8 protein-coding genes are annotated in these 12,409 nt (G+C 70.0%); 4 read left to right on the top strand and 4 right to left on the bottom strand.

Annotated features, from left to right (window positions below; genetic code table 11):
* The first annotated feature begins 256 nt into the window (after positions 1-256).
* The 3 genes from ABZX37_RS40770 to ABZX37_RS40760 are packed head-to-tail and all read left to right on the top strand — an operon-like array spanning position 257 to position 2,675.
* Positions 257-826, top strand: a complete 570-nt coding sequence (locus ABZX37_RS40770) for an NAD(P)H-dependent oxidoreductase (protein ID WP_354748970.1) — start codon at positions 257-259, stop codon at positions 824-826.
* A 23-nt stretch (positions 827-849) separates the two neighbouring features.
* The gene (locus tag ABZX37_RS40765; RefSeq protein ID WP_354748968.1) at positions 850-1,833 is read left to right on the top strand and encodes an ATP-binding cassette domain-containing protein; all 984 of its coding nucleotides are present in this window, start codon (positions 850-852) and stop codon (positions 1,831-1,833) included.
* The gene (locus ABZX37_RS40760) at positions 1,830-2,675 is read left to right on the top strand and encodes an ABC transporter permease (protein WP_354748966.1); all 846 of its coding nucleotides are present in this window, start codon (positions 1,830-1,832) and stop codon (positions 2,673-2,675) included. The genes ABZX37_RS40765 and ABZX37_RS40760 overlap by 4 nt, the downstream gene beginning before the upstream one ends.
* A gap of 133 nt (positions 2,676-2,808) precedes the next feature.
* Here ABZX37_RS40760 and ABZX37_RS40755 read toward each other — a convergent pair whose 3' ends face one another.
* Together ABZX37_RS40755 and ABZX37_RS40750 are read right to left on the bottom strand one after the other, a co-directional pair.
* On the bottom strand, positions 2,809-5,526 hold the full coding sequence (locus ABZX37_RS40755) for a P-loop NTPase fold protein (protein ID WP_354748965.1): 2,718 nt from the start codon (positions 5,524-5,526) through the stop codon (positions 2,809-2,811).
* Positions 5,527-5,760: 234 nt separating this feature from the next.
* Positions 5,761-8,847, bottom strand: a complete 3,087-nt coding sequence (locus ABZX37_RS40750; RefSeq protein WP_354748963.1) for an AAA family ATPase — start codon at positions 8,845-8,847, stop codon at positions 5,761-5,763.
* 251 nt (positions 8,848-9,098) lie between these two features.
* Here ABZX37_RS40750 and ABZX37_RS40745 point away from each other — a divergent pair, with 251 nt between their 5' ends.
* Complete coding sequence (locus ABZX37_RS40745) at positions 9,099-10,376, top strand: cytochrome P450 (RefSeq protein WP_354748961.1); 1,278 nt, start codon at positions 9,099-9,101, stop codon at positions 10,374-10,376.
* A gap of 677 nt (positions 10,377-11,053) precedes the next feature.
* On the opposite strand, the gene ABZX37_RS40740 is transcribed toward ABZX37_RS40745, so the two are convergent.
* A complete protein-coding gene (locus ABZX37_RS40740; RefSeq protein WP_354748959.1) occupies positions 11,054-11,680 on the bottom strand; it encodes an alpha-ketoglutarate-dependent dioxygenase AlkB in 627 nt (208 codons plus the stop codon).
* 41 nt (positions 11,681-11,721) lie between these two features.
* Positions 11,722-12,300, bottom strand: a complete 579-nt coding sequence (locus tag ABZX37_RS40735) for a helix-turn-helix domain-containing protein (protein WP_354748957.1) — start codon at positions 12,298-12,300, stop codon at positions 11,722-11,724.
* Between the last annotated feature and the right edge of the window lie 109 nt (positions 12,301-12,409).

Here is a 12,409-nt window from a genome sequence, read left to right as displayed (position 1 = left end):
GGAATCTGATTCCGTCAGGGTTCCCCTCACGGACCTGAGTTCGGCAGGCTGCGGGTGCGCGTCTCCCTCCGCCGCCCTTCCTGCGTCATCTTTCCTGGCTCGCCTAGGCCTCTGACTTGCCAGATCTCTTCTCGCACCTCTCTCATCCGCCTCCCTCCGCACTCGCGGCCCCTTCCCCTCCGTCTCCCTGGCCAGCAAAAACAGCCCGCTAGATCCAACCTGGCACCCTCGCGCACCGATCTGGCGCCCAAGAAGTGTGGACGAGGAGCTGCGGGTAGCCGTGCTCGTCGCCAGCACCCGGGAGGGCCGGGTCGGCGGCGAGATCGGCCGATGGTTCGTCGAGCGGGCCGCCGGGCACGGCGGGGTGGTGCTCGACGTGCTCGACCTCGCGACGTTCGCGATCCCGGCCCGGCTGCCGGCCGAGCCGACAGCTGTCATGGCCGGGTTCGCGAAGCGGATCGCGGTGGCCGAGGCGTATGTCGTGGTCACGCCCGAGTACAACCGCAGCTTCCCGGCGTCGCTGAAGCAGGCGATCGACTGCGCGTACGAGGAATGGCGGGCCAAACCGGTCGGCTTCGTCTCCTACGGCTACCGCGCGGCCGGGCGCTACGCGGTGGAGCACCTTCGGGACGTCTTCACCGAACTGCACACGGCGACGGTGCGGGATTCGGTGTGCCTCGACTTGCTCGAGCACGAATGCGGTGACCCCGGCGCGGGTCCGCACGGGGAATCCGCAGGTCACGCGGTCTCTGCTCTACTGGACGAACTGATCTGGTGGGGACTGGCACTGCGCGAGGGCCGGCGCGCGCGGCCGTATCGCGGATGAGGAACTGAGGGGAAAGGACAGACATGAGCAACGCAGCCGGGGAACCGGCGATCGAGACTTCCGGGCTCGTCAAAGTGTTCGGCGAGACCCGGGCGGTGGACGGGGTCGACCTCGTGGTGCCCGCCGGGACCGTGTACGGCGTCCTCGGGCCCAACGGCGCGGGCAAAACCACCACCGTCCGCATGCTCGCCACGTTGTCCCGCCCGGACGGCGGCGAAGCGCGGGTGTTCGGCCACGACGTGGTGCGCGAAGCGGACGCCGTGCGCAGCCGGGTGAGCCTCACCGGCCAGTACGCGTCGGTCGACGAAGACCTGACCGGGCAAGAGAATCTGGTGCTGCTGGGCAGGCTTCTGGGGCACCGCAGCGCTGCCGCGCGCGATCGGGCGGCTCAGCTGCTCGCGGCGTTCGGGCTCACCGAAGCCGCGCGCCGCCAAGTCAAGAACTACTCCGGCGGCATGCGCAGGCGGCTCGACATCGCCGCGAGCATCCTCAACACGCCGGACCTGCTGTTCCTCGACGAGCCGACCACCGGCCTCGACCCGCGCAGCCGCAACCAGGTGTGGGACATCGTCCGCGCGATCGTCGCGCAGGGCACCACCGTCCTGCTCACCACGCAGTACCTCGACGAGGCCGACCAGCTGGCGTCGCGGATCGCGGTGATCGACCACGGCCGCGTCATCGCCGAGGGCACCAAGGGCGAGCTGAAGGCCTCGGTCGGGGTCGGCGCCGTCCACTTGCGACTGCGGGACGCCGACCAGCGCGCGGCCGCCGCCGAAGTGCTGGAACGCGCGCTTTCCGCCACCGTGCAACTGGATCACGACCCGGTCGCGATCACCGCCCGGCTGTCGTCGGACGCGCACGAGGCCGCCGCCGACCGCGCGTCGCGGGCTCTCGCGGAGCTCGCGAAGGCCGGCGTCATCGTCGACACGTTCTCGCTCGGCCAGCCCAGCCTCGACGAGGTTTTCCTGGCCCTCACCGACCGCACAGCCACCGAGGAGGCGGCGTGACCACCGTCAAGGAACCCGATCTCGACCTCGCGGCCCCGAAGCCGGACGAGCTGGCCGCGGTCCTGCTCGCCACCGAACGGCCGCCTCGGCCGAGCGCGCTGTCCGCGTCGTTCTCCTTCGGCTGGCGGGCCGTGCTGAAGATCAAGCACGTGCCGGAGCAGCTGTTCGACGTCACCGCGTTCCCGATCATGATGACGTTGATGTTCACCTACCTGTTCGGCGGCGCGCTGGCCGGTTCGCCGACGCAGTACCTGCAGTTCTTCCTGCCGGGCATCCTCGCGTCGAGCGTCGTGATGATCACGATGTACACCGGCGTCGCGGTGAACACGGACATCGAGAAGGGCGTGTTCGACCGCTTCCGCACGCTCCCGATCTGGCGGCCCGCCCCGATGGTCGGCTACCTGCTCGGCGACGTGCTGCGGTACCTGATCGCGTCCGTGGTGATCATGGTCGTCGGCCTGATCCTGGGCTTCCGCCCGGACGGCGGGATCGGCGGAGTGGCCGTGGGAGTCCTGCTGCTGCTCGTGTTCTCGTTCGGGCTGTCGTGGGTGTGGACGATGTTCGGGCTGCTGCTGAGGTCCGAGAAATCGGTGATGGGCGTCAGCATGATGGTGATCATGCCGCTGACGTTCCTCAGCAACATCTACGTCGACCCGTCCACCATGCCCGGCTGGCTCCAGGCCGGCGTCTCGGCCAACCCGATCAGCCACCTGGTCACCGCGGTGCGCTCGACGATGTCCGGAGCCTGGGACGGCAGCGCCATCATGTGGACGCTGATCGCGGCGGCCGCGCTGACCGCGGTGTTCGGGACGCTGACCATGCGGCTGTACAACCGGAAATGACCGTTGCGCAGCGGGAGGCACTCCGGTGCGCAGCGGGAAGCCGCGCACCGGAGGGCCTCGCTGGCCAAGTCGTGGCAGCGCCGCTCGTCGCGCCCGGCTTCGGGGCTGCCGACCTCGTCCCGGCGCCGTGGCTTCAGGTCGTGGGGGAGAGGACGTAGGAGAACCGGCGGACCGCCGGAACCCATTGCTGGAACCGGGAAAGAGTGTCGATGCGCAGCGCGGTCGACACGTGGGCGAGGCCGCGGTGCAGTTGCCGCCAGTCCCGCAGTTCCTTGTCGCAGAGCGTCCCGGCGACCGGGTTCTGCCAGACCTCGCCGTTCCGCCGCGGTGCGCAGTCGGCCACGAACCCGGCCCAGGTGTCGTCCGGCGAACGGTGGACGAGGCCGCCGGTGATCGACCGGTCCGGGTCCGGCGCGGTGTCCAATGCCTTTTCGAGCACGAGCCGCGGCGCGGTGAGCAGACCGAGCAACGCCACCACCGCCTGGTAGTCGCCGGGTTCGAGGTTGTCGCCGAGAAAACGCGACGCCGCGGAAAGGTCCCGGGTCGCGCGAAGCATCCGGTACAGGTTGAACAGCCGCTTCGCCTCGCGCGGGGTGCTGATCAGCACGTCCAGTTCGGACAACAGGTCGATCTCCGCGGGCGTGAGCGGACGCGGCGGATCCGCGGCCCGCTCCGGACGGCTCTGACTGTCTACTTCGGACCCTTTCTCGATCTCGGGAGCGAAGTCCGGAAGCGTCCGGTCCGGGGACGGAATCCGCTGGGTTCGCGGCCGTTCCTCGCCCGCGGGCTCCAGCAGGCGGTCGTCGGTCAGCGACCGCAGCAGGCTGCGCAGGCTCCCCTCGGACATGGCGGGCAGCACGAACGGCAGGTTGATGATCTTCCCGAGATAGTCCTCCGGGGAAGCGAGCCTGCCGTCGTCGAGGGAATCGTCGAGCATCCCGTCGTAGTGGCTCCGCAACGACCGGGTCAGCCAGCGCGGGTCGACGCCGACCACCACCACGAACAGTTCCAGGGCGAGCAGCAGGTGCACTGCCTCCAGCACCTCGACCACCTGGCGCGAGCTGCACCGGTCGAGGTCGTCGATGTACAGCACGATCCGGTCGATCGGCGTGCCGCCCGAGCCGGGATTCGCCCGCCAGTCGGCCATGAGGTCGACCAGCTGCTCGAAATCCTTGCGGATGGTCGAGATCAGCCCGAGGTCGCGCCGGTAGGAATCGCCGTGCGCGCGATCGGCGAGGAACGCGTAAAGATTGCGGCCCGGAGTCAGCGCGGTCAGCTCCCGGCCGAGTTCGCCGACCCTCGCCACCACCTCTTCCAGCTGAGCCTCGGCGACCCGCTGATCAGTCTCCGCCCGGCGGATCTCCTCGAGCATCCGGACGACCTCAGGCGCGACTCTCCGCGTGCCCCGGTCGACGCCGCGGCGAAGGTCTTCGCTGAGCTCGCGCAACTCCCGGATTCCCGACCGGGCCCGGCTCAGCAGCACGACCCCGGCGCCCGCCACCGCGGCGAACCCGGCACCGACCCCGGCCAGCCACTCCCGCGCGACCGGAGTGGCCGCGGCGACGAGGAAACCGATAAACAGAATGACCGCGGACGCCATCAACGCTGCCTTGCCCCAGCGCCCCTTCGGCGATCTGCGCAACGCCTCGGCTTCGGACAACGTGCCGCGCAACTGCTCGACCAGCAGCGCACCCTGCTCGGCCTCGTCCTGGATCCCGAGACGGCGCCATACTTCCCGGCTGCCGGTCAACGACCGGATCAGCACCTTCGCGATGTCTTTCCGGCTCAGCGCGGCCTTGTCGACGTCCGCCTGAAGTTTCGCGGCGGTCGCCTGCGCCTGGCGCTTAGCGTCCTCGAGTTCGGTGACCTGATCGAGCCGTTTGGCGAGTTCCTCGCGCAACTGCTCGCGGCGCTGCTGCGCATTCGGGCCAGGACCGGCGAGCTGGCGGAAGATCTCGTCGCCGAGACTGGCCCACAGATTGCGGTCCGCGTAATGCCAGGCGTTGAACCCGATCTGGACGATCTCGCCGCAGTAAGCCGGATTGCCCGAGCCCGCGAGCCGGTCCACCTCGTCCCGCATCAGCCCCATGAAGTAGCTCTTGCCGGACCCCCATTCGCCGAACACCCCGACCGACAGCGGCGGCAGAGTGCTCCGGTCGGCGATCACCGTAGCCAGCATCGACACGTAGGGCGCGACCCCGAGCCGATCGCGGTCGAGCGGGATGCCGAGCGTCGGATCGACCAGATCGTTCGAGATGCCGCCGGCCAATTCGACGGCGGAAAATCTAGCGGCCCCCGCCCGCTTCCAGGCCGCGCGGATCGCGTCCTCGGTCGTTTCGGAGTTGCAGACGAAGACAAGGCTGCGCAGCCCGCTGGTTTCCTGAAGTGCCCGGACGGCCGCCGGAATCGCCACCGCGGCGACCTCCGCTTCCCCGAGCCCGATATCGCCGGTGCCCAGCAACGGAAACCCGAGCGCGATCGAGTCCGCACTCGCCGCGAACCGAATGCCGGTTTCGGTGGCAGTCGCGATCGCAGGCAACGACGGCAGACCGAACGCACCGTCTTCGTGCGGCGTCACGAGCACGGCGAACTTCAGCGAGCTCCCGGCGCTGCGGAGGTCCAGCACGAACGGCCGCTCCGGGACGATCGCGTCGTAGTCGACGGAATCCCAGCCCGCGTCCGGAAACTGCTCCCGGACCGCACGGCCGAGGCCGCCGAGAGTCCCGCCGACGGAAACCGCGATACCGTCGATGCCGGACTCCCACGGACGGTTCGTGCGCACCAGATAACACGAGGTCCCGCCCGCCGAACCGAGATAACCGGAGTCGTTGTGTTTCGGTGTGCCTGCCATACCAGCTTGCGCCCTCCACGACGTCGACGCGGACGGCCAGCCTAGCCAGACTGTGGCTTCGGCGCTCGGATAGCGGGGGTTCCGGGACGCGCAGCGGCACCCGTCAGCCCGCAGCTTGTCCTGCCAGGCGGCTTCGAGTCTCGCTGGACGGGAGCGACTCGTTCTTGCCGGTGGCCGGGTTTCGCTGGGCTCGTTGCCCGGTCGGCTGGGTCGCCCGGGCACCCGGGCCGGTGGTTACAAGCGCCAGGTCATGGGCTTCTCCGGTTGGTAGCTGCAGGAAGAGCCCGTCGTGATGGTGTCGCGGAGGTGGGCGGCCAGTTCCGGGTGGAGGTCGCCCAGTTTGCGGAGGGTGTCGCGGATTCGGGCGGTCACGGCTTTGCGTGCGCGTTCTGTTTCGTCGCCCAGACGGCGGGTTCGGCCGGACAGGCCGGTGGACGTTCGGAGTTCGTCGAGCAGGGCTGCGCGTTCGGTGTCTAATGCGGCGGCTTTGGCGTCGTCGCCGCGGAGGGTGGCGGTGTCGATCGCCTCGTCCAATTGGTCGAGGCGGCGGCGGTAGGCGGCTTTCGCGGTGTCGTCCAGGATGGGGTCGCCGCTGAAAGTTCGGGCGGCTTCCGGTTCGGGGCCGCCCTCGGGGGAGAGCAATTGTGCGGCGGGGGTTTCGGTTCCTGGTCTGCTCAGCAGGAAATTCAGGTCTCGCAGGCCTTTCGCGTCCGGCATCCGTACTTCCCGGTTGGCGAAGCGCAGGGTCCACACCGCGTCGGTGCGGTGGAATTCGTTGGCGGGAACAGACGGTGCTGGGCGGGGGCGCTTGGTGAGGTGCTGCATGCCCAGTTCGGCTGCTTCGGCGGTGACGGCATCGGCCAGGGTGGTTGCTCGGTCGGTCTCGCCCAGGTCTAGCAACGTGTTCGCGAGGTGGTTGCGGGCTTCGATTGCCCACGGGCGGGCGCGCAGGCGGTCTGCGGAGCGGGCGGCGGAGGTGAAGCGGGCGGCGGCTGTTTCGGCGTCTCCGAGGGTTTTGTGCAAGAGGCCTAGCCACAGGTCTACTGGGCCGCTCAGCTCGCAGCCGTATAGGGAGACCAGCCATTCTCCGGAGTGCGGGGAGAGTTCGCGCAGCAATCGTTCTGCTGCGGCGCGGTCTTTCAGCACTGCGGCGGCTTGGGCTTGGCAGCGCAGCCACAGCGGAGTGAAGGCACGGGCGTACGGGCCGTCTGCGGCTGCTTCGGACAGTTCGTGCCGGGTGGTCGCGGCGTCGCCTGCGAGTGCGGCGGTCAGGGTGCGCAGCAGGGCGGGGTGGGGGAGACCGGCGTCGGCCATTTTTGAGGGGAGCTCGGCGGCTTCGGCGAAGCGGCCCTGTACGAGTAGTGCGCTCCAGCGCAATTGGTCGGGCAGGTAGCCGTAATCGTTGCTGCCGAACATTTCCGGGGCGGCCAGTGCTTCGGCGAGCGCGGCGTCGGCTTCGGTGAAGCGGCCGCGGAAGGTGCAGATGATGCTGCGGTCGATCGCTTCCGCCACCTTCGCGGCTGGCACGCCTTCGTCGGCGATTGCTTGGAATACCTGGAACTGGTCCAGGTAGCGCGGATCTCCCTGTTCGAGCATCGCGACCCATTTGAGCGAGGCGGCGAAGAATTCGTTCTCGCGGTCGTTGGTGCGTCTCGCGATGGCGGTCAGTTCATCGGTGAGCCGCTCGCGTTCGGCGCCGCTGCCCAGGCCCCAGATCGCGTCGTGTCGTGCCCACAAGGTGAACGCCAGCGCGTCGTCGTCCTCGTCGTCTCGGGCGAGGATCGCGGCGCGGGCGGTGAGTTCCAACCGGATGCGGTCCAGCGAGAGGGGTTCGGCCGCGTTGCCGCCGCACAGTTCTTCGTGTGCTTCGCGGAGAAGCTGGGCGGTGAACTCGCGTCGTGCGCCGCTGGTGCCGAATTTCGACAGGGTGAGGGCGGCCCGGGCTAGGAGGTTCGCGTTGTCCAGTTGGCGGGCCAGCGCGGTGGCTTCCTCGCAGAGGAGCCAGGCTTCGTCTTTCTCCTCTAGGCGCCACAGCGCGGTGCCTAGTTCCAGCGCGACGACTGCTTGGCTGCGTTCGTCCGCTGCGCGTTCGCGGGCTCGGCGCAGATGTGCGATGGATTCCTCGAACGCCATCCGGGCACCGGCGTCTTTGGCCGCGGCGAGCAGCAGGCGGACAACGTGTCTTGGTTCGAGGTCGGTGTTGGCGAGATAGGCGTGCCGGGCGCGTTCGGCGACTCCGGTCAGGGTCGGGGTGTGTTCGCTGGCGCGTACGACCGCCGCGTGCTGGCGTTGTGCTTCGGCGGGGGTCAGTCCGGCGTATCTCGATTCGCGCACCAGGTCGTGCGCGAAGGCGAAGCGGCCTTCGCCGAGTGCGAGGACGAGCCGGGCGGCTACGGCGCGTGTGAGCAGGTGGTCGACCTGTGCGACGGGTGCGCCGGCGGTGGCGGCGAGCAATTGGAGGGAGAACTCGCGGCCGAGCACCGCGGCATTGGTGAGCAGATCGGCAACAGGGCGGGGGAGCAGGGACAGCCGCCGCTGGAGTGCGTCGGCGACTCCGGGTGCGACCGCGGACACTGTGCTCCCGCTGCGCCACAGCCGCGCGGTCTGCTCCACGAAGAACGGGTTGCCGCCGGTGCGCCGGTGCACGTCGGCCGCCAGTTCGGCATCTGGATCAGCGCCCGCGGTGCGGCTCATCAGCTCGGCGACGCCGGTTTCGTCCAGACCGGTGAGCGTGATCGTGGTTGCCTTCGCGAGCAGCGGCAGCATCAGCTGGTGCAGCGGATGGCTGGGCGCGTCCACTTCGACGTCGCGGTACGTGCCGATGAGCAGCAGCCGCTCGAACCACGTGTGCCTGGCCGCGAACTCGAGCAGCCGCAGCGACGCCGGATCGGCCCAGTGCAGATCGTCGAGGATGACGACCACCGGGCGTTCCTGAGCCACCGTGACCAGCGCCCGGGTGACGGCGTCGGGCAGCTGGAACCCGTCGTCAGCGGGCGGTTCGGGGGTTTCGCCGAGCAGCGCGGACAGCATCGGCGAGCTGGCGACGGCCCATTCGTGCGCCGCGGCTTCCCGGCGCAGCGAGCGCATGACCTGGACCCACGGCCAATAGCCCGGCGCGGCTCCGGACTCCCAGCAGGTGCCGCCGAGGACGAGCGCGCCTGCCCCGCGTGCGTCGTCGGCCAATGCGCTGACCAGCGTGGTCTTGCCGATTCCGGCCTCGCCGGTGACCAGGGTCAGGCCGCCGTGACTGGCCGTGGCGCGCGAGAGCTGCGCGCGCAGTGTCGAGGCGGGGTGGGCCCGCCCGATCAGCGCCGCAGTCATGTCCGGTTCCTCCCTTTCTCCGCGAGCCTCTCACGGACTCGCGGTGCCGTCTCGTGCTTTCACCGGCTGCGACCGGCTGGTCACGCAGGTCGATGCCGATGCGGCCATTCTGTCCGGGGGGTCTGACAATTTCCGGAGCCCCGTCACCTGGCCGGGTGACGGGAGTCCACTGTGGACCGGCGCTGGTCACAGGGTGACGGGCGTCTCCGCCGAGGACCGGCGCGAGGGGTGGTTGCGGTACTGTCGCCGGCATGGGGAGTCTCCGTTCGCGCGTCCTCGCTTGGGCCGGCCGCCGGTACATCGCCCGCCAGCAGAAGCGCGGTTTCGATCTCGAGAAGATGGCACTGCTGCCCGATTCGGCGCTGGAGCCGTTGCGCCGCCAGGGCCTCGACCCGGTGCCGGACCTCGGCAGGCTGCGCGGCGAGGCGCCGATCAGCAAGCTGGACCTGCCGTTCGGGATGAACGCCTGGCTGGTGACCGGGTACGAGGAGGCCAAGGCCGTCCTCGGGAAGGGCTCGGAGTTCAGCAACGACTTCACCAATCTTGTCGGCAACGCGGGCGTCACCGAGGACCAGAACCCGGGCGGCCTCGGATTCGCCGACCCGCCGGTGCACACGCGGCTGCGGAAGCTGCTGACGCCGGAGTTCACGATGCGCCGGCTGTCCCGGCTCACGCCGCGGATCGACGAGATCGTGGCGGGCCAGCTGGACGCGATGGCCGCCGCCGACGGGCCGGTCGACCTGTGGGAGCAGTTCGCGCTGCCGATCCCGTCGCTCACGATCTGCGAGCTGCTCGGCGTGCCCTATGAGGACCGGGCGGACTTCCAGCGGCTGAGCACCGCGCGGTTCGACCTGTTCAGCGGCGCGGGCGCGTCGCTGGGCGCGATCTCGGAGTCGCTGGGGTACCTGCTGGAGATCGTGCGCAAGCAGCGCGAACAGCCCGGCGACGGCCTGCTCGGCATGCTGATCAAGGAACACGGCGACGAGATCGACGACCGCGAACTCGCCGGTCTCGCGGACGGCATCCTCACCGGCGGCCTCGAGACCACCGCGAGCATGCTGGCGCTGGGCGCGCTGGTGGTGCTGCGCGACCCGGCCGCGTTCGACGCGGTCCGCGGCGACGACGACTCGGTGCACCGGTTCGTCGAGGAGTTGCTGCGCTACCTGACGGTGGTGCAGATGGCGTTCCCGCGGTTCGCGAAGCAGGACCTGGACGTCGCCGGGGTGCACATCAGCGAGGGCGACATCGTGCTGGTGTCGCTGTCGGTCGCCGACCGCGACCCGGTGCTCGGCAAGGGCGACATGGACCGCTTCGACCCGACCCGCGAGCCGTCCTCGCACCTGGCGTTCGGCTACGGGATCCACCGGTGCATCGGCGCGGAACTGGGCCGCATGGAGCTGCGGGCGGCCTACCCGGCGCTGGTCCGGCGGTTCCCGAACCTGAGGCTGGCGGTGCAGCCGGAGGAGTTGGCGTTCCGGAAGGTGTCGATCGTGTACGGGCTCGACTCGCTGCCGGTGCTGGTGGACTGACGCTGAATCCCCGGGCGGCCAAGGGCGGTCGCGCGGGGTCGGCCGGTGCCTGGTTGGTCGGCGCGCAGGATTGAGCACGGTTGTGGCTGGGTTGACGGCTTCGCCTGCCGACCCGCCGACCGTCTGATGCGACGGGAATGCCCCGGTGGACGGCTTGGGGCAGTGGCTACATCGACGGCACGATCACCAGGACGGCGCGCTGGTGGCGTGCACGGTGGGCGTGGTCGGGCCGGTGGTGCCGTGCTCGCGGTGTGTGGTGGGCGCAGTCGAACCGGTAGTGCCGCGCTCGCGGTCTGCGTGGTGGGCGCGCTCGGGCCGGTGGCACCGCGCTCGCGGTGCCGGTGTGCGTGGCGGGCACGGTTGGACCGACGGTGTCGCGCTGATGGTGTGCACGGTGGGCGTGGTCGAATCGGCGGTGTCGCGCTCGCGGTGCGGTGTGCGTAGCGGGCGTGGTCGAATCGGTGGTACTGCGCTGGCGGTGTACGTGGCGGGCGCGCTCGGACCGGCAGTGCCTCGCGCGTGGTGGGTGCGGTGGTGCCGCGCTCGGAACCTGTCGCCGCAGCCCTACGGCACCTTCCTCAAGGCCTTCTCACGCGCTTTCCTCGCCGCCTTCTCACGGCGCGTCCTCGCAGTCACCGCAGCCTTCTCGCGGTGCCTCCTTCGCCGCACCTCTCACCTCATCGCACTCCTCTCGGCCGGAACTGCACGCTGATCCGCGGCCCCACCGCACGGGCCGTCTTCGGGATCGCGTGTTCCCATGTGCGCTGGCAGGACCCGCCCATCACGATCAAGTCACCGTGTCCCAACGGGTACCGCACCGAGTCCCCGCCGCCTCTCGGGCGCAGCGCCAGGTGTCGGGCCGCGCCGACGGACAGGATCGCCACCATGGTGTCCTCGGTCCGGCCGCGGCCGAGGTCGTCGCCGTGCCAGGCGACGCTGTCCTGGCCGTCTCGGTAGTAGCAGAGCCCGGCCGTGCGGAACGGTTCGCCCAGTTCAGCCGCGTAATGTGCGGACAGTGCCTCCCGCGCCTCGGTCAGGACGTGATGCGGCAGCGGCGCGTGTTCCCGGTAGAAGCACAGCAGTCGCGGGACGGCGACGACCCGGTCGTACATCTGCCGACGCTCCGCGTACCACGGGACCTCGGCCGCGAGATGCTCGTACAGCTCGTCCGAGCCGTCGAGCCATCCCGGCAGCACGTCGATCCACGCGCCTTGCCCCAGTTCGGTGCGCTGCACGCCGGACAGCGGGCCCAGCGTGGCCGGCCCGCTCGCACCGAACAGCGAGCCCTGAAATGCCTGACTCATGCCTCCAAGCTACACGAAAATCGAACACCTGTTCGGATGAACTACTCGGCGGGCTTGGGATGCGCGGTGACGACGAGCCGGTGCAGGCGCGCGTCGGGGGCGGATTCGTTGTGGTAGCGGGACACGAGGTCGGTCACGAGGGTGGTCAGTTCGTCGGTGAACGCCGAACGGTCGCGAGCGGAGGCGAACGCGATTTCCGTGTCCAGGGTCAGCGTCGAGAGCGGCTTGCCCGCGCGGGCCGCGCGCCGGGCCAGGCCGGCGACCTCGCGCAGTGTCCGGCCCGCCACGGCGAGCAGGTAGCTCACCGAGAGGCGGTCCGGCTTGACGCGGGCGGTGCCGGCCGCGCCGAGTGCGGCGGGGGAGACCAGGTAGGCGCCGGCGGTGGCGGCGAAAAGCCGTTCGGTGAGGCCGCCCCACTGCCGGGTTCCGGCGGGTTCGACGAGGCCGTGCGATGCGAGCGCGCGCAGGTGGTAGTTGACCTTTTGCCTGGTCAAACCCACTTTGGCGGCCAGCGCCGCGGCGGACGCCGGTTCGGTCAGCGCGGCCAGCAGGCGGGCGCGCACCGGGTCCAGCGCGGCCGCCGCGACGGCGGGGTCCTCGATCACTTCGACGTCCTGCATCCTCTGAGCCAAGCAGTGACAAACAAAGTCGTCAAGGGACGCGCCCTTGTCCGCGACCGGCCGGAGACCTACAGTGATCACCCAGTGGTCTGGACCTGTACCGCTACCG

The organism is Amycolatopsis sp. NPDC004079, from assembly GCF_040610415.1.
In the GTDB taxonomy this organism is placed as follows: domain Bacteria; phylum Actinomycetota; class Actinomycetes; order Mycobacteriales; family Pseudonocardiaceae; genus Amycolatopsis; species Amycolatopsis halotolerans.
This window is presented reverse-complemented; position numbering and strand designations above follow the sequence as displayed.

Bases quoted from the DNA above. Each gene is read 5' to 3' on its own strand.
- ABZX37_RS40765 (WP_354748968.1), top strand. From the start codon at position 850: ATGAGCAACGCAGCCGGGGAACCGGCGATCGAGACTTCCGGGCTCGTC.
- ABZX37_RS40755 (WP_354748965.1), bottom strand. From the start codon at position 5,526: ATGGCAGGCACACCGAAACACAACGACTCCGGTTATCTCGGTTCGGCG.
- ABZX37_RS40750 (WP_354748963.1), bottom strand. From the start codon at position 8,847: ATGACTGCGGCGCTGATCGGGCGGGCCCACCCCGCCTCGACACTGCGC.
- ABZX37_RS40745 (WP_354748961.1), top strand. From the start codon at position 9,099: ATGGGGAGTCTCCGTTCGCGCGTCCTCGCTTGGGCCGGCCGCCGGTAC.
- ABZX37_RS40740 (WP_354748959.1), bottom strand. From the start codon at position 11,680: ATGAGTCAGGCATTTCAGGGCTCGCTGTTCGGTGCGAGCGGGCCGGCC.
- ABZX37_RS40735 (WP_354748957.1), bottom strand. From the start codon at position 12,300: ATGCAGGACGTCGAAGTGATCGAGGACCCCGCCGTCGCGGCGGCCGCG.